Genomic DNA, 23,137 nt, shown 5'->3' with positions numbered 1-23,137 from the left:
CATTCTAATTTTATAATTTATTCTTGTTTTTCATTTTTTATCAACCCTAGGGTTTTAATGGTTCTATTTTAGGGCATAATATCCATATACTGGCCATAGTTATTATAGCCAACGCTGCTCCGATAATAAATGCCGGTGTATAATTGCCCCCTGATGTAAGCCAAGGAACCAATGCTGTTAGGCCAAATGCTCCTAACTTGGCGGCCATACCTGCAAATCCTGAAAGTGTGCCGACTGTTTTTCCGCCGAACAGATCACTGGGCAAGGTCTGCACATTGCCGATCGCGGTTTGGAAACCGAATAATATGACTGCCATTAGAAGCACAGCGGTTACCGGTCCTCCCGGATTTGCCATTGCGATTAAAGTAGGTAACATGATTAAACATCCGAGTGTGATTACAAACTTGCGCGTTTTGTTCACCGACCAACCTGCTTTTATACGGTTTTGTGCCAAAAGCCCTCCAAACCAAGCTCCGATCATGGCACCGACATAAGGTACCCAAGCATAGAACCCAATTGCTTTTACATCCATTCCGTAAACCTCATTAAGGTAAATGGGTATCCAAAAGATAAACAACCACCAAATTGGGTCAAGGGCAGCAGACGCAATGATTACGCCCCAACTTTCTTTATGCCTTAGCATCTTACCGGTTTCAGGGTTGTAACCGTCATCAAATTCCCCATCTTTGTCCAAATCTTGGTTTTTCTGTCCGGTCAAGATGTATTCACGCTCTTCTTTGGTGATCCAAGGGTGTCTTTTAGGGGGGGATTTTACCAAAATCCACCATGGAATAAGCCATAATAAGCCCGTTACACCAACCAATATGAAAATCCATTGCCAGTTGAAATGAACAGACAATAATCCGATGGTGGGAAAGGCGATGATTCCCCCAACGGCCGCACCTGAATTGAAAAGACCTTGCGCAAATGCCCTTTCCTTCGTAGGAAACCATTCTGCATTTCCCTTTGCCGCTCCGGGCCAGTTTCCGGCTTCCGCAACACCTAATATTGCACGGAAAATACTGAGACTTACAACTCCCTTTGCAAAAGCATGCAGCGCAGTTGCAATTGACCAAAAACCAATCGACAATGCAAACCCGATCCGAGTTCCAAGCTTGTCGAAAATCTTTCCAAATATGGCTTGGCCAAAGGCATAGGCAAATATGAATATTGTTGAGATAATCGCATAGATTCCCTTTCGCTCATCAGCGGTCTTATCGGGATACAAATTCTCGGCAATATCGGGCCAAAGTACAGGTAGCGCCTGACGATCAATGTAATTGATTACGGTGGCCAGAGCAATCAGACCTATGACCCACCATCTTAATCCTTTGATTTTCATATCATTTTATTTTAGGCATAGTAATCCTGCGACAAGTACCTCCTAAACTTGCCCGACTTACTTGTTTTCTAGCTAAAAAATTCTGGAAGTCATTTGACGACGGTTTCAATGCCATCGCATTCTCTATAAGATTTAAGTATTGGTTCCCTTCTATTTTTTTGCTGTATTTCTATTGTGTTGAAAAGATAAAAGCGTGCAATTTTATCTTTTCGTTTTTTTAATCTTTTATGTCGTAACAGTACTGATACAACATTTTAAAATGGACCTTCATTTTTTCTTTGGCCAATTGCGAATCCTGTGCCTTGATCGCCTCATAGATTTCTCTGTGTTCTTGAATACCCCTAAAGGCCATTTTTTTATCGCAAACATGATATTTCTCGAAATTGGTGATTATCTCCGGCGTTATAATTAACATAAACGTATTCATGGTGCTATTGCCACTTGCTTTGGCTATCGCCAAATGAAAAAGCAAATCTTCTTGTACGGCATCCTCTCCATTCATAACTTTTTCGCTATATGCCATTAAGGCATCGTGCATCTGCTTCAAATCTTCTTTTGTTCTTCTAAGTGCCGCAAGCCTAGCGGTCTTAAGCTCCATCAAAATCCTTGTCTCGACCAAGGATTTGAAATCAGGTTCTTCGAGCCTTAAAATATCCTCGATCATACCATTCATAGCCACTTGCCCGATATCTGCGATGAAAGTGCCACTTTGCGGTTTGGACTTTAATATGCCATAGAATTCCAATTTTTGGATGGCTTCCCTTAGATTGCTTCTACTTACCTCGAATCTTTCTGCCAGCATTCGTTCCGAAGGTAGTTTATCACCAGGTTCTAAGTTTTTATAATTTATCAAATCCCGAATCTTGGATATTATTCCATTCTGGATTTCTTGATTTTCGTTTTTTGTGAGGATTTCTAATTTCATATGCTGTTTAATATCTGTCACTATTAATTGGTTAACCAGATTGGTTTGTTAAAACTAAGAAAAATACTGAATTAAAAAAAGTATTATAGACTTTAAAAACCATAGCGAATACAGGGTTTTTCAAGGATTTGGAAAACCTGCCGGCCCAAAGAATCAGGCCGGCAAATTCTTCAAAAAAACTAACTCAAACAACCTAATTAAAAAAACTAACAATTTTCAATATCCTGGGTTTTGGGTGATCACTCCACCACTCGCCAGAACTTCTGAGTTTGGAATTGGAAACACGTGATAATTCGGATTAATCGTTTCGCCCATTTCAGCATCGACGGTACCTGTTCTTACCAAATCGAACCATCTATGGCCTTCAAAGGCCAATTCCAATCTTCTTTCATCAGCAATGGCCTGTCTTACCAAGGCTTGCGTATTAATGATTGCGGGATCCAAGACAATCAAACCTGCTCTGGTTCTAATATCATCCAAAAGACCCAAAACCTCCGTCGATGAAGAACCTGTTTCGTTCAGTGCTTCGGCGTACATTAAAATAACGTCGGATAAGCGCAGTTCTATCCAATCCTGTTCTAGACCTCCGGTATATTTATTTCCTGTGCTTGTCGCCTCATCGATCGTCAATGCCCTTCTTAGGTCTCCACCTATTAGTGTATCATTGGCAACAGCATCAAAAGCGGCCACCAAGTCAGGGTCGAGTGGTGTAAGCGATTTTGTGTCACCTCCACTGAACCACCCTGGAAATTCCGTTCCTGCGGTATAGACATCGGGCACTGTGGATGATACTTGTGTCGCGTAAATAACCTCTGAATTACCATCGGCGACAACATTGGCAAAGTCGGTTTCCAAACTAATACCTGCGGCGGCGGCTCCATTTATAACAGCTGCAAGTTCAGTTGCCGCATTACCATAATCGCCCAGATACATGTGAATCTTTCCGAGTAATCCTCTTGCAGCGATTTGGGTCGCGCGTCCACTACCTAGTCCAGAATTATCCAGCCCAGATATTGCGGCTTGCAGGTCCGGAATAATTATATCACTATAAACGCTAGCTGCTGGTTGTCTCACCAAAATAGACGTATCGGATACGTCTGGTGCGGGTGATAGATTCACGGTTACATCACCAAAAACCATCACGAGCTTGAAATAAGACAGGCCTCTTACAAATCGAGCCTCAGCTACTTCGGTAGCATCCTCTGAATTATCTATTACGTTATTTGCGCTTAGGATTGCCTTGTACAAATTAATATAGAACGGTCGAAAAAATTGCTCTACCAAATCCCCACCTGCCAAATCTTCATTGAATCTGTCAAATGCAGGATAGGGTTCTTCATCCATCAGCATATTATCGGCCCTGAAGTCACCCATAATCGCCAATGGCGTTGGTGTACCGGTCTGATAGTGATATGCCGCATTCAAAGCACCAGCATAATCTGTCAAAGAACTAGATTCTAACTGTTTGGGTGGAAATTGATCCAAATCATTGTCACATGCCATCATCAATAACATTGGTACCAATACGATATATGTAATCTTCATTTTTTTCATTATTTCGTAATTAAAAATTAACATTCAAACCTAGTGTAAAGCTTCTTACGATCGGGCTTGCACCTTCTTGGTACCCGTAGGTCGTCGGGCCGAGATAGCCAGAATTCGTGGTCTCCACACCTTCGGGATTAAATGAGGTATAGTTATCTCCGAATAAATACAACAGATTCGTGCCTGCAGCAAATACTCTCAAGGAGCTTAAACCTATCTTACTGGTCAAATCCGAGTTAAGTGTATATCCTATTGTCAGGTTTCTCAAGGCTAAATAAGAAGCATCCTGAATTCCTGAACCATGGGCGTTTCTAGTCTGCTCATAAAATTGACCAGTGGCATCGGCAATACCATCGCCATTAGCATCAAAACTATCACGTAGCCTACCACCAAATTGCGATTTCCAGTAAATGGGATCGATATTGTAAACTTCTGCCCCTTCAGATCCTTGAAACTGTAAGGACAAATCGAAATTCCTATAATTTAAGTTGCTCGACAGTCCCCAATAAAAATCAGGAGTAGCAGAACCTAGCTTGACATAATCGCCTTCGTAGGTAATTTCACCGTCACCATTTTGATCCACTACGTACCATTCCGAGCTACCGAATCCAATGTTTCTAGATGGATCGGCGATATGTATGGTTTCAACTTCTCCTGTTACTGCATACCCCCACATTTCGCCAAGTTCTCCACCGACATAATTTCTAAACTCAGGTCCTCTACCACTAGGTCCACCGTAAACTACCCGAGGTAGTTCATCCAAATCACCCAAGCTGGTGATTTCTTGGTTAACGGTAGATAAGTTTGCTCCAAGGCTCCAAGAAAAATCTTCCGCTTGTACAATACTGGCATTCAGTTCGAATTCCAAACCGGAACTTGTTATATTACCTCGATTCAGTACGACGGAAGGTACACCGAACACCTCAGAAACACTTTGGTTAATTAACATATCCTCTATATCGGACGTATAGTAATCTACCCCTATTCGTAGACGATTATTAAAAAATCCCAAATCTGTACCATAGTTGGTTTCTGTATTCGTCTGCCATGTCAGATCAGGGTTTGCTACATTATTGGGTATGAGAAATCCAGTTCCGGTAGCGGTTGGCGCCGCACTCAACAAGCTCAACGCGTCGTATGACCCTAAGAAAGAAGTGGTGCCCAAAGAACCTGTACTGAACCTCAATTTAAATTGGCTCAAGAAATCGTTGTCTTTTAAGAAAGATTCATTGTGAATGTTCCAACCTACTGAAAGTGCCGGAAAAGTTGCGAACCGATTATTGGCTCCGAATCGAGAGTCACCGTCTCTTCTAATCGATGCAGTTATCAAATAACGGCCGTCAAACGCATACTGAATTCTTCCAAAAACACTTCTTCTTGACCTTGTCTCATCGATTTCTGTTGAAATCACATCTGCCGGGTCGAATAGGCCATAATTTTGAGGAAGACCAATAGGGACATTTGTTCCAACAGAACTAATTCCCCTTATATAGGTATTCTGCATTTCAAAGCCCGCCACGGCGGCTATATCATGCTTACCTATAACCTTGGCAAAATTCAAAGTGGATTCACTTAACCAAGAAGATGTTCTGATATTGGAAATATCCAGGTCGGATTGATTGCTCCGTTCACGAGCATCTGCCAAAGTACCCTGATAATAGTAGTCCTCGACATCCCTAAAATCTCCACCCAGAACTGTTTTTACGTTCAAGCCATCTAAGATTTCGTATTGCAGGTACGAGCTTACATTGCCAAAATATGTCCTTTGATACCTGCGCGCATTGTCAAACTTTGCCGCTGGACCTGCATCCCCTGATCCACCGATACCATTTTGAGCTCTACCATAATGCCATTCATGTGCAATATCTCCAGGTACTAAATCATTGATACTTGAAGTAATATTACCGGTTCCCCTATAACCATTATCAAATGGGTCTGCAAAAGCACTTGGAATGTTTGCACCACCCGTTGCATCGAACAATGCCTGTCTTTGAGCGTCTAGAGATTGAACGAAATCAATTGATGCCTGTGTATGGTAAATGGGGTGAATACTATACGACCTTAAGAGATCCCTCATGTCATGAGGTACAATATCTTGATGACCTCGAAATCCATTGAAACTCAATCCTGCTTCTAATTTCTTGCCCAATTTGGCATCGAGGTTTAAACGTGCATTTATTCTTTCAAAACCTTGCCCCCTTACAATACCTTCTGTGTTCAGATAACCCAAGGAACCAAAGGCTCGCACATTTTCGCTACCTCCACTTACACTAATGTCATGGCTTTGCGTAGAACCGCCTTGGAACAGCCAATCTTCCATACTTACGACATCGGGCGCATTTCTAAGGGCGTTTTGTCTGTATGCGAATAATTGCGGATCAACTTCGGAAAGGTCGTAAGCGCTGGTTTCCAATTCGTTGGCCCACTCTACAGGAGTCTTAAGCATTTCAATATCATCTACATATTTCCGTGAGAAGCTGGTGTAGGCATTGTAACTAAAATTCGCCTTACCTGACCTACCTTTTTTAGTGGTCACCAAGATCACCCCGTTTGCACCCCGAGAACCGTAAATGGCAGCCGAGGCGGCATCTTTCAAAACTTCCAAACTTTGAATGTCATTCGGATTCACCGTTGCCAGACTTCCTGAGATTGGATACCCGTCCACAACAATTAACGGATTTGAGTCACCCGAAAGCGATGAGGCCGCCCTAACTTGAATTTTCGGATCTGCACCAGGTTCACCACTTTGGTTTTGAATCAAAACACCGGGTAATTTACCTGCTAGTGCATCATCAACACGAGGTGCTTGAATGGCCGCTACCTCGGCACCCCCTACTTTGGCAACAGAACCTGTAATATTCGCTCTTTTTTGAGTACCATAACCTACCACTACTACTTCTTCAAGTTGGCTTGCATCCTCAGCCAGGGTAACATTTATTACACTCTGCCCATTGACCGCAATTTCTTGGGTAGCGTAGCCGATATAACTAATTGATAAAATAGCTGAGCCATCCACATTGTCCAATGAATAATTACCATCGAAATCGGTTTGTGTACCATTTGTAGTTCCTTGGACCACAACGCTTGCACCTGGTAACGGCCCGCTGGAATCAGTAACCGTACCCGTTACCGTCTGAGCCGATATCGCAGAGAGGCAAATCAATGCCCCAAACAACAACAGCTTTTTTAATAGCGTAATTTTCATAAAATTTAAATTTTAGTTAAAATAAGTTAGTCAATATTTGTTTTTTGCATTTAACATATTTTATGCACGTTAAATGGAATTCACCAAAGACACCTATTCTAAAATTTCAAATGTTTGTTGTAGTTTTGAAGAATATGATATCTACGGTATCATGTAAGTATTACTTCCCTTCACAATGAAGTAATCGTTTTTGAAAAGGATGGGCGTGCACCCATCCTTTTTTTATACTTCTTTATTATTTCATACGCTTGTACTTTGATTAGTTTAAGTTGAGTTAAATTGGTTTTCCATACTGGTTAACCAATTTGGTTTACCAAATATATGTTATTGTTTCGTTAAAAAAAAATTTATTTTGAATTTTATGACTTGGTTTTTTGAGGATTCGTCAGAATGACGTTTAACAGAATGGTAAATTCTTAATTATGTCCATTCCTTAGGAACGAGCAAATTCCATAAATATCGATATCCTAGCCCGCTAGCAAAGGGGTTTTTGGAAAGCCTTATCTGCGAAACTAATTGACAAATGTTGACTTAAATACTGTATTGTTTGCGAAATTTATTACATCTGCAGACCTACATATTATATACCCCGCCATTGATATCCAGTGTAGCACCGGTAATAAAGCCATCATATTCTGACGCGAGATATAAAACTGCACGCGCCACATCGTCCGCGTTACCCGCTCGTTGGATGGGAATACTGGCCGTGGTTGCGTCGGCAGACTCTTTTGTGGTATGCGTGTCGTGAAATGAAGTACCAAGAATGAGGCCTGGTGCAACGGCGTTGACCCTTATACCTTGCCCTCCCAATTCCGAAGAAAGAGCCCTTGTAAATGTTAGGATGGCTCCTTTACTGGTAGCATACGCCAAGGATCCATGATGACCTCCTTTGCGCCCGGCGAGCGATGCCAAATTAACGATACTACTGCTTTCATTTTTTGATAGGTGGGGAGCAGCCGCACGGGTCACAAACATCATGGAAGTGAGGTTGATATCCATTACCTTATGCCAAAAATCAGCCTCCATTTCACTTAATAGGTTACGTGCGACAAGTGAACCAGCGTTATTAATGAGCACGTTTAAACTACCAAACGCTTCTACCGTCTTTTCAACCAGTGCATTTGCATTGGCCTCTTTCGTTAAGTCCCCAGATATGGCTATCGCTTTTTGTCCTTTGCCAATTGCGTATTCGACCAATTGGTTAGCGGTCTCGGCACTGGAAAAATAATGGATAGCGACATTGGCCCCACTATCAATGAAATGTCGAGTGATTGATTCTCCTATTCCTTGAGCACCTGCGGTGATGAGGACGCTTTTTCCGTTTATTTTGTTTTTCATAATCTTTATTTAATTTTGGAAATGATAATCTTGCGCCTCTTTATTATGACTTATCCCCAAAATAAGATACTTCTCCGCCACTTAAAAAATCCTCTCTTACGGGGCTAAATGTGTCAATCAACTCCCCTTCTTCCAAACAAACTGCACTGTGCAATAAATTAGGCTCAATATAAACGCCATCCCCTGCTTCAACAATTTGCCTTTCTCCATCAATTTCGAATTCAAATTTACCTGACACACAATAGGTAGCTTGTGTGTGAAAGTGTTGATGTGGCGAACCTAATGCATCTTTTTCAAATTTTACCCGTACCATCATAATTTGGTTATCGTAACCTAAGAACTTTCTTGATACACCCCCACCAAGCTCTTCCCATTCCACATCTTTTGCGATAACGTACTTCTCACTAGATCGTTTCATAATTTTTGTCTGATTTGAAATAATAGGAACCGAATAAATCATGGTTCTTGTTGTTAATTTTTAATTTATATCGGGTGATGTACCCGAACCGACTGTTGCTTCTCTAAACCACACTTCTGTATAGCAGCCATTTTCGTATTGTTTGGCAATATCACCCCCATAGGTTTCTGCCCCTGCGTTCCAAACCCTATTTGTTTCAGGGCCTTTACCGTTAGTTTGGTTATAGACTCCTTGTTTGAAATACCCTCGCTCCCCTTTGTAGGCCGTGGGTCTTTCCGTACCATCCCGTCCTATTGGCACAAATAATTTGTTTACCTGTTCAGGCAGGTCCGATTTATTTACATATTCGGACGCAACGAGATTTTTCGTAAATGTCTTTGTTTTGTGACTATCACTTTTAAAAGTGAGGTACATGATGCCATCATATACGTTTATTTCATAACTGAATTCTTCACCTAGTTCAATTCCGTCCACAGGTTCGGCAGGTACCTCATCTTTTCTCGTACTTGTAACGGACATATCATACCCCCATACCGCGGTCGAGAAATCCCATCGACCGGAATTATCATCACCGGCGGTATTAATTTCATAATTCCAGAATACAGATCCTTTATCATGTCCTGGAAATTTCTTGTAAAATATTTTGAGCGGCTCATTTTCATGACCTTCACCACTATGAATTTGCCCTATCACCACCGAGTAAGAGGCGGGGACCCTTGCATCTCCAGAAACGGAAACTTGCATTACTTTGCAGGTGCCTGTTAGTTTCCCTCCTTGTTCAGGTGTCCACTCTCGTTTTTCGTGCAGCTCGGTTCGTGTATTGCTCGAGTTTTTAGATGTGACACCGGAATTTGGTGTTTTGTAGACTACCCATCGCCGAGTACCATCGATTACGGTGTAGAAAAATTCCTCGTGTTCGTAGTCGATAAGATTTTCTACAGTAGTCCCATTTCCCAACAATATTTTAAATTTATCCATAAAAGGAATTACCTGGCTTGGGTAAACTGGTTTTGAACTTAGCCCATCATTGGCCTCAAAATATCCAGCATTTGATATGGCATCATCGCTAATCTCAATGCTCGCCGATTTAAACCATACCTCAGCATAGTTTCCATCTGAATATTGTTTTTGAATGTCACCACCATGGGTTTCTGCACCAGAACACCAGACTTTGTTTATTTTGGGGTCTTTTCCGTTCGTTTGGTTATAAGTTCCTAACTTAAAAAAGAGCCCCTCATCGGCATACGCATTTTTGCGCTCCACGCCATCCTGAGCAATCGGAAAGAACAAATTTTGGGTTTGTTCCGGTATAGCTGAGCGTTCCACATATTCGGAAGCGATAAGGTTTTTGGTAAATATTTTGGTCTCATGCCCTGCGCTCGTAAATGTCAGGTACATCATTCCATCTTTAACTTCCACCTCATAGCTGAACTCCTCACCTAGGGCAACCCCATCTTCCGGTTCTGGGGGATAGGTGTTTTCATCAGCACCAACAACAGAAAAATCATAGCCCCAAACCGGATGGGAATAATCCCATCTTTTTGAGTTATCATCACCTACAGTATTGATTTCATAATGCCAAAACACGGAACCTTTAGTATGCCCGGGAAATTTTTTATAAAAAATCTTAAGTGGTTCGTTCTCATGACCATCGGCACTATGAATCTGACCGACGACGACCGAGTATGTTGCCGCCACCCGTGCATCGCCTGTGGTCGACACATTCATCACCTTCAGGGTGGCGTTCATTTTATTATGGGTCATGGGCGACCATTTTTTCAATTGGGCCAGTTCGGTTCTTGTATTGTTGGAAGTACCATGGGTACTCCCGGCATTTGGTGTTTTAAAAACTACCCAATCTCCATTGTCATCACTCGCTGTATAAAAGAAATCCTTGTTCTCAAAGTTAGTTGCCGATCCAACATTTGAACCGTCACCTAAAATCAAATTCCAGTGTTGGAAAAAAGGAATCACATCGTTTGCCTTAATTCCTGTTTCAGCTTTGTGAGAACCACTTTTTTGGTTTTTACAGGCTGCAACCAGTAAAAGAAAGCTGCAAAATAAAAAGGAAAATAATTTGTTCATTTTAAATTGGTTTACCAGATTGGTTCACCAAAAATACATATATTTGCAACACTTGCAAATTTTTAAGGCAAAAACATGGAATAATCTGAAAATCCAAATCAAAATGGAAAAAGATATAGAATACCTTTCGAGGAGAGATTTTTCAAGGCTCTCAGCAACGGCACTGGGAGTCATTCCACTTATGAGTTTAGGCAACATTCTTAATTATACGCCCAAGGCATCTACTACCAATGACATCGAAGTACATTTATTTTCGAAGCACCTACAATTTCTGAATTACAATGATATGTCGGAAGCCGCTGCCAATCTGGGTTTTGAGGGATTGGATTTGACGGTACGTCCCGAGGGGCACGTCTTACCTGAAAGGGCAACGGATGACCTGCCACATGCAGTCGCTGCCATGAAATGCTTTGGATTACAATCTAGGATAATCACAACCAACATAACCGATACCAGGCATTCTGAAAGTAAGAATGTACTGAAAATTGCCCGTAACCTAGGAATTACCCACTATCGCGCGGGTTGGTTGAAATATAGCCACGATAAAGATTTTTCCGAGCAAATAGAAGAGCATTCAAAGGTTTTTGGCTCGTTAGAAAATATTAGCGAAGAACTTGGTTTGCATGGTGGGTATCAAAATCATGTAGGCAGTACTCTGGGATTACCGATTTCGTATATCTACCAACTTCTAAAAATGACCACTACCAAATACATGGGTAGTCAATATGATATACGACATGCCATGGTGATAGATGGTGATAATTGGGAAATTGGTTTCGAACAGGTACGACCGTATATCAATAGTATCGTGATTAAAGATTTTAAATGGGGAATTAAAAATGGTAAAAAAGTCCCTGTCAACACCCCTCTTGGTGAAGGTGTGGTAAACTTTAACCGCTACTTTTCCCTTCTAAAAAAGTATAAAATCAATGTGCCCGTTTCGCTACACTTGGAATATGATTTGGGTGGAGCAGAACAGGGAGCACCAAAAATTACCATGGATAAAAAAGAAGTCTTCGGACAGATAAAAAAAGATCTGACATTTCTAAAGGAAACTTGGAAAAGGGCAGAACCATAATAGAATATAAAGTGCAAAAAAAAATACCTACAAAAGAAAAACTTAAAAAGGTAAGTACGGCCACCATTGCCACCTGCCTTTTTAAACTGGGGTTGCGAAACCAGTACATTCAAGAAGTTAAACCCCTCGGACTGGTCAAGACAACTATGGTAGGGCAAGCCTATACGCTTAGATACATTCCTGCACGCGAAGACTTAAATCCTATAGAAGTGTTCAGAGACCCTAAGCATTTACAGCGCATTGCTGTTGAAGAATGCCCAAAAGGTTTTGTTCTGGTCATTGACAGTCGAAAAGATGCCAGGGCTGCTTCGGCAGGCTCCATTTTGGTCACAAGACTTTTGAAGCGGGGTGCGGCGGGGATTGTTACTGATGGAGGTTTTCGCGATTCTGCTGAAATCGCTGATCTGGATTTTCCCTCTTTTCATCAAAGACCATCTGCCCCCACTAATCTAACCTTGCACCAAGCTATTACCATTAACGAACCTATTGGGTGTGGTAATGTTGCAGTGTTTCCCGGAGACTTTATTGTTGGTGATGACGATGGGGTAATGGTGATTCCGGTGCATTTGGCTGAGGAAGTTGCAGAAGAATGCATTAAAATGACTTTGTTTGAGGAATTTGTGCTGGAAAAAGTAAATGAGGGACAAACCATAATTGGTCTTTATCCGCCAACAGACCCAAAGACTTTAGAGGATTTTGAGGATTGGTCATCGACGAAAAGTTGAACATTAAGAATGAACCGGTGATAAATAAAACTTAATTAAAATGGCAATATGTAGGCGAAAGTTTATCAAGAACGTTGGGGCAACCGTAATGTTGATACCTTTGGCTACTTCGCCATGGTCCTTTTTTAGTATAGAGGAGTTGAACGAGCCATTAGAGGTGCATCTTTTCTCAAAACACCTGCACTTTATAAATGTAAAGGAAGCGGCACAAATTTCAAAAGAACTTGGATTTTCTGGATTGGATTTAACGGAACGTCCCAAAGGTCATGTGCTACCAGAAAATGTTGAAACCAATTTGCCCAAAGCTATCCCAGATATCAAAGTGGTTGGTTCTTCCTGTGAACGGATAACCTTGCCATTAATGACGTGAATGGACCATACAACAGTGAAATAATTGAGGCCGCTGCCGAACGGGGCGTAAAGTTTTATCGCTGTGATTGGTTTAATTATTTTTAAAATAAGTCGATGCAGGAGTCAATGGCTTTCTATCAACAAAAAATAAAAGAATTAAGTGAAGCCAATAAGCAAAATGATATTATCGGTTGCTATCAAAAATCATACGGGAACTAAAATCGGGGCATCTTATTGGGAAATAGAGCAACTGCTCAAAACCGCAGACCCAGATTGTTTCGGCACGCTATACGATATCCGTCATGTCATGGTGGAAGCCGGAAAGTCATGGAAAAACGGACTTCATTTATTGCACTAATCTATAAAGAACATCGTGATTAAGGATTTCAAATGGGGAAAAATGGATGGTCAGTGGAAAATTGTGAACGTACCAATAGGTGAGGGTATGGTGGATTTTAAAAACTATTTTAAAATTCTAAAGGGTTACGGTCTAAAACCGCCTACATCATTGCACCTTGAATATCCTTTGGGCGGAGTAGAAAAAGGCAGAAAAGAAATCACGATAGACAAAAAAGTAGTCTTTGATGCCATGAAAAAAGATTTGAATGCGATTCAAGAATTTTGGAAAGAAGCTTAAAATAAATGATATGAAACACTTGCCAATACTAATAACCATATTGATTGTACTTGCCAGTTGTGAGCCGAAAAAAACCAATAAGGTTTTGGTCTCAAATGCCGATGAATTAAATGAGGCCATTTCAAATGCTGAATCTGGCACCGAAATTATAATGGCCAACGGTCAATGGGAAGATGTGCAGATTCGTTTCGTAGGCCAAGGAACAGAATACCAGCCCATAACACTTCGAGCCGAAACCCCAGGTGAAGTAATAGTAAAAGGGCGATCAGATTTGAAATTAGGAGGTGAGCATCTTGTAGTAGACGGACTCCATTTTAAGAATGGCGCTTCGCCATCTCAATCTGTTATTCAGTTCTTTATCAATGAAGATACGCTTGCAAACCATAGCCGGGTTACAAACTGCGTGATAAAAGATTTCAATAAACCCCAGAAAAATATGCAAGACCTCTGGGTATTCTTTAAAGGTCGACACAACCAGTTAGACCATTGCTATTTAGCAGGAAAATCAAACAGGGGACCAACCATAAGAGTGGATATCGAGGGGAATCAAAGTATCAAAAACCACCACAAAATCATCAACAATCACTTTGGCCCAAGACCGCCCAAAGGTGGACCGAGTGCCGAAACGATACAGCTTGGTAACAGTAGTACCTCGATATCGCCAAGCAATACCTTGGTGGCCAATAATTTATTTGAAAAGTGTAATGGCGAAGTGGAAATCATTTCGAGCAAAAGCAACTTCAATGAATTTCGAAACAATGTTTTTTATAAAAGCGAGGGATCCTTGGTCACTCGTCATGGAAATTATTGTACAGTTGATGGCAACTATTTTATCGGTGATGAAAATTCACCCCATATTGGTGGCATACGGCTCATAGGCACGGGACACTGGGTGACCAACAACTATTTTTATAACCTACAAGGGGAGATTTTCAGGGCACCCCTGGCTGTAATGAATGGTATTCGGCGGTCTGCCATAAATAGGTACATTCAGGTTACTGATGTGGTAGTGGCCTATAATACTTGGGTCGATTGCAAATCACCTTGGCAATTTGGCGTAGGTTCAAATGTTGATCAGAAAGACGTGCTCCCCCCATCCGAGATTAGGTCAGAAACACCCATACGAACCCTTGTAGCCAACAATGTCATTTATAATTCTGAAGGGGATGAAATTCCAATTGTACGTTACGACTCCATAAATGGGATAACTTTCAAAAATAACGTCATCAACAATCAAGGGATGGACTTTGAAGGCGTAGAAGGCCTTAAACAGATAGATTTCTCCATGAGCAAGTTGGAAGAAAATATTTGGATACCAGCATCAAGCTTTCCAGATATCGAAGTCTATCAGGGGTTCGAGTTCGAACAGATTTCAGAAGATATTTTTGGCAAGCCTAGAACAGAAACCAACTCCATCGGTGCCGTAAATGGGAACAATCCAACACCACCCAATATTATGGACCTGTCTTTGTATGGGCCAGATTGGTTTGACCCGATACCTACTGAAGCAGAACCTAAAATCCATGTTGTGAAGACATCTGAAGAATTGGTTAACGCAGTTACGAATTCCAATGACGGGGATATTATAGAATTGTCCTCAAATCGGTACGAAGTAGATTCATCACTTACAATCGTCAAAAAATTAACCCTGCAATCGGCTGATACGTTACAAAAATCTTTAATTACATATTCTGGAAATGCCGGAACTCCTGCCTTTAAAATGAATCCGAAAGGAGAGCTTACCTTAAAGGCGGTCAAACTTGTAGGTTCGGGCGAAAACTATGCTTTTGCCAGCCTCAAAGAAAACATGAGCAGTCTTTATAATTTGAAAGTAATCGATTCTGAAATATCAGACTTCGAATATGTGCTGAAAGCCTACAAGCACTCGTTCTCAGAGTTTATAATGTTTAAATCCACGATTATAAAAAACTGCACGAACGGATTGAAATTATCCTCAGAAGATGACGACCGTGGCGAATATAATGCCGAAAACCTTTATGTTGTTGACTGTCAATTTGAAAACGTGAACCAAAATGTTATCGATTACTATCGCGGTGGTTATGATGAATCCACTGTTGGGGGCAACTTGATTGTCAAAGGTTCTACATTCAAAAATTGCGGAGCAGACGAAAAGAATAGCATTTTGATAAATACCTACGGCATCATCAATGTTGATATTTCAAACAATACTTTTCAGAACAACAAAGTAAAATTGGTAGCTCGTTTATGGGGTGCCAAGAACAACTCTGAATCCAATAACACCTTGAAAAATTCTGGCCAAATTATAGTAGAACAAAACCTGCCATTAAAATTGATGTATTGATAAACCAATCTTTTCGGTCAAAAAAAATCAAAATGAACTCCATACCTAAAAAAGTAATCACATTTGGCGAAGTGATGATGCGTCTTTCGCCGCCTGGATACGAAAAATTTGCCCAGGCCAACTCATTGGACCTTGTTTACGGAGGTGGTGAGGCCAACGTGGCCATTTCATGTGCCTACCTCGGAATGAAAGCAGCCCACGTGACCCGTTTTCCTGACAATGCCTTGGGAAAAGCCGCTACCCAATTTTTGCGCAAGCACTGGCTAAGTACCGAACATGTCATTTATGGCGATAACATGATTGGTAAGTATTTTCTTGAGAAGGGGGCAGTGCACCGTTCAAGTGAAGTGATATATGAACGGGAAGGTTCCTCTTTTTCGTTGATCAAACCTAAAATGATCGATTGGGAAAATGTACTCAAGGATGCCGATTGGTTTCATTGGACAGGCATAACCCCTGCCATTTCGGAAGGAGCGGCAAAAACCTGTCTCGATGCCGTTAAAACAGCGAAGAAAATGGGCATTAAAGTTTCAGGTGATATAAACTCTCGTGATAATATGTGGAAGTATGGGAAGACCATGCAGGAGGTGATACCGGAGTTGGTGCAAAATTGTGATATAGTGATAACAAGCACTCGTGGAATACGTGAAATGTTTGGCCTTGGCGAATCGGGTGATAAATTCGGGGTTGGTGCCAAGCAGCTAATGGACACCTTTCCAAAAATTCAAAAAGTAGTAGGGAAAACCAGGAAATCATTAAGTGCTTCCCATCAGCAAATTCAAGGTAAGATGTGGAATGGGGAAGAGTATATCAAAACCAAAATGCTGAACATTACCCATGTCATAGATCGGGTTGGCACCGGGGATGCCTTTGCGTCCGGTCTCATCTATGGGTTATTGCATTATGATGATGACCTACAGGCCCTGAACTTTGCCTCAGCGGCTTGTGCTTTAAAACATACGGTTCCTGGGGACGTGAATATGGTTTCCTTGGAAAACGTGATAAGCTTAATGAAAGGGGATACTTCAGGTGCAATCAGAAGGTAGCTTTTCCATGAATCTAAACCGTTTTTGGAATAATTCATTAAAACCAACCTTTTTAGGCACTACAATCTATTTTCAGGACTTTACTATTGATAATATTATTCCCAAGCCTCAGCGGAAATAGAAAAACCCTCTGGGTTTTCTGACCCCCTTGGAGCTGCGAGAAAGCACAAGCGGCGAAGAGGCCGCTTGACCTTTCTTCTCCCTGCGCACAATTTTTTTTACATCCATCCAGATAATCCGGCATCCCATCGATAATCAAATACACCAACAAATCCTTTTTAAGTATCTTGAAATCAATAGTTAGGAGCATTGAAAAAGATAATCGACCATATCGCGGATTGGCTGGTGGCTCTGAACGAAAAGAAGGCCGTGATAATGAAAATCGAAAAAGAAAGTCTGGGCAGGGAAAAGGATTATTTCGATGACCACCCAATAATTTACAAGGATTATCAAAAGTGGGCCAGAAAGCGGGACAGCGTTCCAGATCAAAAGTAGGGCTGCGCCCTATCTGGTTTTTGCCTAACGTTTATCTACCGGAACACTACAAAAACCGGACAGGATCCGAGCGAAAAGTTCAGGGTAAGATTTGGGGTAAGCTCCTTACCAGTAGTATCAACAGAATGAACAATAATCCATACATGTCGATAATAGTCCATAATTTCGACATATATTTGAATTATGTCGATGACTTCAACATAACCATTCCAATGTGTCGAAATCATGTATAATCCTAAGAAACCATATAATGAATTGCCGTTATTGCCTCCCAAAAAGGATTTGGAAGCAAAGAAAATCTTAAAACAAACCATTCAGGCTACTAGGGTCTTGGCGGAGTTAAAAGGGCGAGCAGATGAGATTCCCAATCAATCCAGGCTGGTCAATGCCATTACCCTCCAAGAAGCAAAGGATAGCTCGGAGATTGAGAATATTGTTACTACCCAAGATAGCTTGTTTCAGGCCTTTAGTGCAAAGACCAATACTGTCGATGCTCAAACAAAAGAGGTACTTCGCTATCGACACGCATTGTGGGAAGGTTATAGAAATCTGGACAAAAAGCCTCTTAGCACGAACACCTTTATCTCAATTGTCCAAACAATCAAGGAAACCAATATTGGTATACGAAATACTCCTGGCACCAAAATAACCAGCAATGGCAAAACGATTTATACCCCACCGGAAGGAGAAAAACTGATTCGGGATTTATTGAAAAACTTAGAAGACTTCCTCCATGCGGAGGATGGTCTGGACGATTTGATTCGATTGGCCGTGATGCATTATCAGTTCGAAGCCATACATCCGTTTCCTGATGGAAACGGAAGAACGGGAAGGGTGCTAAATATTTTGTATTTGGTTGAAAAGAATTTAATAGATGCCCCTATATTGTATTTGAGCAAATTCATTATTGAGAACAAAAATGATTACTATAAGAAACTTAAAGCGGTAACCGAAAAAGAAGATTGGGAAGGATGGATTCTTTTCATGCTCAAGGCAATAGAAAAAACCGCAATATACACCTTGGAAAAAATCAATGCCATTGACCATTTGATGGATGAGACTATATCCTATGCAAAAGAGAAGTTGCCAACAAGAGTGTATTCAAAGGAACTTATAGAGCTTCTTTTTGAACAACCCTATTGCAAGGTCAAATTCTTGGTGGATCAGAACATCGCCAAACGGCAAACTGCAGCCGAGTACCTCTACGAACTGGAAAAAATCGGAATTCTCAAACAGGAAAAGGTAGGCATCGAAAATCTGTTCTTGAACGTGAAACTATATGACATCTTAAGAAAATAAAAGTGATGTCAACGAAAATCAGGTTGATTTTTTCGCTTTCTTCGGTATAAGAAAAATACTTAAAATCTACGTTCTTTGGTTACTTCTTCGAAGTTGGTGTCCATAAAGGGATTTCTTTCAGGATTTAAACGTTTAACTAACTGAAAATAAAATACTTGACAGAATTGAATGAGTTCCGTCATCCCGACTTAACAAGAAGTGATTTGTAACAACAAATCACTTCTTTGTTTTCACAAAGGAAATAGCAACCTACTCTCTCTCTTTTCAACGCCGAGTAAAAGTTGCATACCGTGTATTGGACAATACTTGCAATATACCTCCGGTTTGTATGCCTATCCAAAGCAAAGGCCCAGAACAGATTTCAACGGAAAACCACTATCAATGATCTACCCTTAATTGTTTGAATGTAAACCGTATAGACGTTGCAGAAGGTCAAATCTTCCATGTTTTTTTGTATATTTAATACTTGCCTGCACTTTAACAATCAATTTTCATATATAAAAAAATGGTTATACTAGTCCCTTTTTTAGTAAAACTCGGTATTACCGTAGTTGTAGCAACAATCATTGCCATAATCCATGATCTGGTGGTGGATTGGATCGAGGTTAGAAACGTTGAGATTACAACGAATCCCAGCACCCTGGCGGGTAATATGCAATCATGGGATATACGAGTAAAAATGGAATTAAAGGATGAAAGTTGGTTTTGGGGCAATTGGTTTGGACCCAGACGAATTATGTCGTGGAGAATTGTTGTTGAACCGGATAGTGCGGCTGTAAACAATGGATGGGTTCAGCCAAGAAATTTTGTCAAACAAGGCGGGCCCAAGGAATTTGCTTATATAGATCAAAAATTTTCGCATACCTGGGATCCACCGATTGGGCTACATGGTTCGACGGTCAAGGTATATATACGAAATAAGGAAATCATCAATCAGCGCTTTACTTTCGTCCGAACAAATTAATTAAGAACTTGTTTTGTACTGATTTGGTCCAATCCGGTTTAAGTTAAAACCCATGGATACTTATTCAATGAACTAAGAATCGTTTTTTTATGTCTAAATAACCAGTTTTAGAAATACCTTCTGTATTTGTAAATTGAACCAATAGACTGACGATGGCATATTTACATTTTTATATTTCATCCCAACCAATTGAGTCATTATTAATGTTCTTCAGTAGTTTACCATAACTATCATAAATAGTTAGTGTATGCCCTACTTTCGAACACCCCTTGAATGTTTCAATAGTCATTGTGTAACTTATATTTTAGCATTCTATAAAAAAAGGAGGTATATTATATTTTAAATTTTTGACGATTTGAGTTTCAGGAATACTTTCTTACTTTTTTTCTTGGCCCTATTTGGATTAGTTGCCCAAGAGCTTCCCCCAATTCAGAATTTTTATCCCAAGGATTATAATGGTGAAAATCAAAATTGGGACATTTCCCAGGCTTCGGATAAATTGATTTACGTTGCCAACAGCAAAGGTCTGTTGGAATTCAACGGGGCCCTCTGGACGCTTTACCCTTCACCAAACGAGACGATCATGAGGTCGGTTAAGGTAGTGGGAGATCGAATTTACACAGGCTGTTTTATGGAATTTGGGTACTGGAAAAAGAACGACCTGGGTACGCTAAATTATACATCGCTATCTCAAAAAATTAACACGGACCTTATCGAGGATGAAGAGTTTTGGAATATTCTACATGTAGATGACTATATGGTTTTTCAATCCTTAAAACGGATTTACATCTATGATATTAGTAAAGGGACCGTGAATACTATCGATTCAACTAGCACGATTACCAAAATGTTCAAGGTTGGACAAAGTGTATATTTTCAAAGGCTGGGCGAGGGGCTCTTTAGAATTAGATTAGGGAAGGACTTTTTGATTTTGGATGATGAAGTACTTAGAAATTACGAGGTAATTCATGTTTTTGGAAGTGAAAAGGATTTGTTAATTCTTACCAGGGACAATGGTTTCTACACTGTGAAAGATGATGTATTGGTACAATCTGACAGGCATCCCAATGAAGTTCTATCAAACTTTAGTTTGTATGACGGTATTCGGTTAAAGGATAATAGTTTTCTATTGGGTACGATATCCAATGGCGTTATTTATTTGAGTGCAACCGGAGAATTGGTTTTTCAAATAGACCAGGACAATGGCCTATCCAACAACACGGTATTATCATTGTTTGAGGATGTGGACCATAACTTATGGCTAGGTTTGGATCATGGTATTAGCTATGTAAATAGAAAGTCGCCCTATAAAGTCTTTAATGATTACAAAGGTATTTTAGGCAGTGTTTACGCTGCTGCTGTATACGGCCAAAACTTGTATTTGGGCACAAATCAAGGATTGTTCTACAAGCGATTAAATAGTAGTAATGGGTTTAACTTTATTGAGGGTACGCAAGGCCAAGTGTGGAGTTTGCGTAAAATTGATACCAAACTGTTATGTGGGCATAACTCCGGTACTTTTCTCATTGAGGATGATCAAATTCAAAAAATATTCGATGTTCAGGGTACATGGGACATCGCTGCATTAAATGACAACCCAAATGTATTGCTTCAAGGCAACTATGATGGTCTATATGTATTAAAAAAATCGGGAACCTCATGGCAACTTAAAAACAAAATAGGAGGGTTTGACAATTCGTCCAGATATTTTGAGACATTAGGGAATGAAATCTTCGTAAATCACGAGTATAATGGAGTTTTCAAATTAAAGGCGGATGATTCCTTCTTTGAAATAAAAAACGTGGTAAAGGATACGGCAATCAAAGGTTCCAATTCGGGTCTTGTAAAGTACAATGGGGATGTATTGTATGCTTATAAAAACGGGATTTTCAAATTCGATACCCACTCTGGGGAATTCACCAAGGATAGCCTTCTAAGCGGCCTGTACGATGAGGGGGACTATGAATCGGGAAAACTAATTGTAGATGAAGCGGATAATAGATTATGGGTCTTCACAAAATCCAATGTAAGTTTTGTGACCCCAACAGGATTAACAAATACCCCGAAAATTAGAAATATACCGCTCACCAAGGAAATGAGGGAGGGCATCCTAGGATACGAAAACATTATAAAACTCGATGACAACGGAAACTATTTGCTAGGGAAAACGTCAGGTTATATTACATTGAATATCAACGAAGTAGAAGTTAAAGATTTTCAAGTACATATGGCCAACGTTTCCAATGGGGTAAATAGGATAGATCAAAATTTGTCGGATCACCGGTTAAAAGGCAGTTTTAGTAGTACTAGGAACAACTTTGAGTTTTTATTTTATGCCCCGGAATACAACAAATATGTAAAGACACAGTACCAATATCGCTTACAAGGAATTTATGATGAATGGAGTGATTGGTCTTCGAACACTGGGGTGTTTTATGAAAACTTGCCTTTTGGGGATTATGTATTTGAGGTACGGGGAAAGATAGGAAATTCAGTTTCGAGCAACATGGCCTCGTATACGTTCCAGATTGCAAAACCTTGGTACATATCCAATGTAATGGTTGCTATTTATATATTGGGAATACTACTTTTCTCGTTCTTTATGCACAATATGTACAAACAGTATTACAAAAAACAGCGTCTAAAGCTTATCGAGAAAAATAAAAAGGAATTAGAGTTGGCCCAGGTTCGGAATGAAAAGGAAATTATTAAGATTAAAAATGAGCAGTTGGAGTTGGAAAATAAAAGTAAGGGTAAAGAATTGGCTGTCTCCACTATGAGCATCATCAAAAAAAATGAATTACTTGCGACCATAAAAAGTGAATTGAATGCGATGGGGAATAAGGAGGTTGTGAAACCCGTTATAAAAATCATAGATAAAAGTGTGAGGGGAAATGATGACTGGGAACTTTTTCAAGAAGCATTTAATAATGCTGATAGTGAATTCCTAAAGAAGGTAAAAGCGGCACACCCGTCCCTTACACCCAACGATCTTAAATTGTGTGCGTATCTACGCTTAAATTTATCTTCCAAGGAGATAGCCCAGCTTCTACATATTTCTCCTAGAAGTGTTGAAATTAAACGTTACCGACTTCGCAAAAAACTAGGATTGCAGCATGAGGACAATCTAGTGAACTATATCTTGGAGCTCTAACCCGGTCAAAAATTCGGGTTTTTGCCTCAACATGGTTGGTTTATGCCTCAACATGACCTATACAAAAGCGTTTTTTCCCTTTTGTAATCCTATGAAAACTAGTTTTTTAACAATTGGCCAAAATATCAGCAATAATGGTCGATTAAAGCACATCCTTCTGTCATATTGATAGAAATTCGCTCCATTTTTTACCATGTATATTTTTTG

The 23,137-nt window shown here is 40.3% G+C and carries 18 protein-coding genes; 11 read left to right on the top strand and 7 right to left on the bottom strand.

The features are described 5' to 3' along the window. Positions 1-46: 46 nt before the first annotated feature. The 7 genes from D7Z94_RS21715 to D7Z94_RS26145 form a co-directional block, all read right to left on the bottom strand. On the bottom strand, positions 47-1,342 hold the full coding sequence (locus tag D7Z94_RS21715; RefSeq protein WP_120713751.1) for an MFS transporter: 1,296 nt from the start codon (positions 1,340-1,342) through the stop codon (positions 47-49). Between the two features lie 217 nt (positions 1,343-1,559). Further along, the gene (locus D7Z94_RS21710) at positions 1,560-2,267 is read right to left on the bottom strand and encodes a FadR/GntR family transcriptional regulator (RefSeq protein ID WP_120713750.1); all 708 of its coding nucleotides are present in this window, start codon (positions 2,265-2,267) and stop codon (positions 1,560-1,562) included. Between the two features lie 216 nt (positions 2,268-2,483). Beyond that, positions 2,484-3,812: a RagB/SusD family nutrient uptake outer membrane protein gene (locus tag D7Z94_RS21705; RefSeq protein ID WP_120714043.1), complete on the bottom strand. Its 1,329-nt coding sequence runs from the start codon at positions 3,810-3,812 to the stop codon at positions 2,484-2,486. A gap of 19 nt (positions 3,813-3,831) precedes the next feature. Next, positions 3,832-7,017 carry a SusC/RagA family TonB-linked outer membrane protein gene (locus tag D7Z94_RS21700; protein WP_120713749.1) on the bottom strand — a complete coding sequence of 1,062 codons (3,186 nt, stop codon included), beginning with the start codon at positions 7,015-7,017 and terminating at the stop codon, positions 3,832-3,834. A gap of 573 nt (positions 7,018-7,590) precedes the next feature. Next, positions 7,591-8,355, bottom strand: coding sequence for an SDR family NAD(P)-dependent oxidoreductase (locus D7Z94_RS21695; protein ID WP_120713748.1), 765 nt, complete (start codon positions 8,353-8,355; stop codon positions 7,591-7,593). Between the two features lie 43 nt (positions 8,356-8,398). Then, complete coding sequence (locus D7Z94_RS21690; protein WP_120714042.1) at positions 8,399-8,773, bottom strand: cupin domain-containing protein; 375 nt, start codon at positions 8,771-8,773, stop codon at positions 8,399-8,401. Between the two features lie 60 nt (positions 8,774-8,833). Continuing rightward, positions 8,834-10,858 (bottom strand): polysaccharide lyase family 7 protein, encoded by a 2,025-nt coding sequence (locus D7Z94_RS26145; protein ID WP_120713747.1) that lies wholly within the window; start codon positions 10,856-10,858, stop codon positions 8,834-8,836. A 103-nt stretch (positions 10,859-10,961) separates the two neighbouring features. On the opposite strand from D7Z94_RS26145, the gene D7Z94_RS21680 reads away from it, so the two are divergent. The 11 genes from D7Z94_RS21680 (at position 10,962) to D7Z94_RS21630 (ending at position 22,930) form a co-directional block, all read left to right on the top strand. Further along, positions 10,962-11,936 (top strand): sugar phosphate isomerase/epimerase family protein, encoded by a 975-nt coding sequence (locus D7Z94_RS21680; RefSeq protein WP_147415961.1) that lies wholly within the window; start codon positions 10,962-10,964, stop codon positions 11,934-11,936. 11 nt (positions 11,937-11,947) lie between these two features. Further along, positions 11,948-12,661, top strand: a complete 714-nt coding sequence (locus D7Z94_RS21675; protein WP_120714041.1) for a ribonuclease activity regulator RraA — start codon at positions 11,948-11,950, stop codon at positions 12,659-12,661. A gap of 40 nt (positions 12,662-12,701) precedes the next feature. Then, positions 12,702-13,031, top strand: a complete 330-nt coding sequence (locus D7Z94_RS21670) for a hypothetical protein (protein ID WP_120713745.1) — start codon at positions 12,702-12,704, stop codon at positions 13,029-13,031. 159 nt (positions 13,032-13,190) lie between these two features. Continuing rightward, positions 13,191-13,370: a hypothetical protein gene (locus D7Z94_RS25555; RefSeq protein WP_147415960.1), complete on the top strand. Its 180-nt coding sequence runs from the start codon at positions 13,191-13,193 to the stop codon at positions 13,368-13,370. A gap of 15 nt (positions 13,371-13,385) precedes the next feature. Further along, positions 13,386-13,649 (top strand): hypothetical protein, encoded by a 264-nt coding sequence (locus D7Z94_RS21665; protein WP_120713744.1) that lies wholly within the window; start codon positions 13,386-13,388, stop codon positions 13,647-13,649. Between the two features lie 10 nt (positions 13,650-13,659). Then, positions 13,660-15,972, top strand: coding sequence for a chondroitinase-B domain-containing protein (locus D7Z94_RS21660; protein WP_120714040.1), 2,313 nt, complete (start codon positions 13,660-13,662; stop codon positions 15,970-15,972). Positions 15,973-16,004: 32 nt separating this feature from the next. Continuing rightward, on the top strand, positions 16,005-17,018 hold the full coding sequence (locus D7Z94_RS21655) for a sugar kinase (protein WP_245967276.1): 1,014 nt from the start codon (positions 16,005-16,007) through the stop codon (positions 17,016-17,018). Between the two features lie 309 nt (positions 17,019-17,327). Further along, positions 17,328-17,513 (top strand): hypothetical protein, encoded by a 186-nt coding sequence (locus D7Z94_RS21645; protein ID WP_120713742.1) that lies wholly within the window; start codon positions 17,328-17,330, stop codon positions 17,511-17,513. Between the two features lie 225 nt (positions 17,514-17,738). After that, positions 17,739-18,812: a Fic family protein gene (locus D7Z94_RS21640; RefSeq protein ID WP_211341837.1), complete on the top strand. Its 1,074-nt coding sequence runs from the start codon at positions 17,739-17,741 to the stop codon at positions 18,810-18,812. A gap of 505 nt (positions 18,813-19,317) precedes the next feature. Next, entirely contained in the window at positions 19,318-19,776 is a 459-nt protein-coding gene (locus D7Z94_RS21635; protein WP_120713740.1) for a hypothetical protein, read from the top strand. 355 nt (positions 19,777-20,131) lie between these two features. Next, positions 20,132-22,930: a helix-turn-helix and ligand-binding sensor domain-containing protein gene (locus tag D7Z94_RS21630; RefSeq protein WP_245967275.1), complete on the top strand. Its 2,799-nt coding sequence runs from the start codon at positions 20,132-20,134 to the stop codon at positions 22,928-22,930. Positions 22,931-23,137: the final 207 nt, after the last annotated feature.

This window comes from Ulvibacterium marinum (assembly GCF_003626755.1).
GTDB classification, from domain to species: domain Bacteria; phylum Bacteroidota; class Bacteroidia; order Flavobacteriales; family Flavobacteriaceae; genus Ulvibacterium; species Ulvibacterium marinum.
This window is presented reverse-complemented; position numbering and strand designations above follow the sequence as displayed.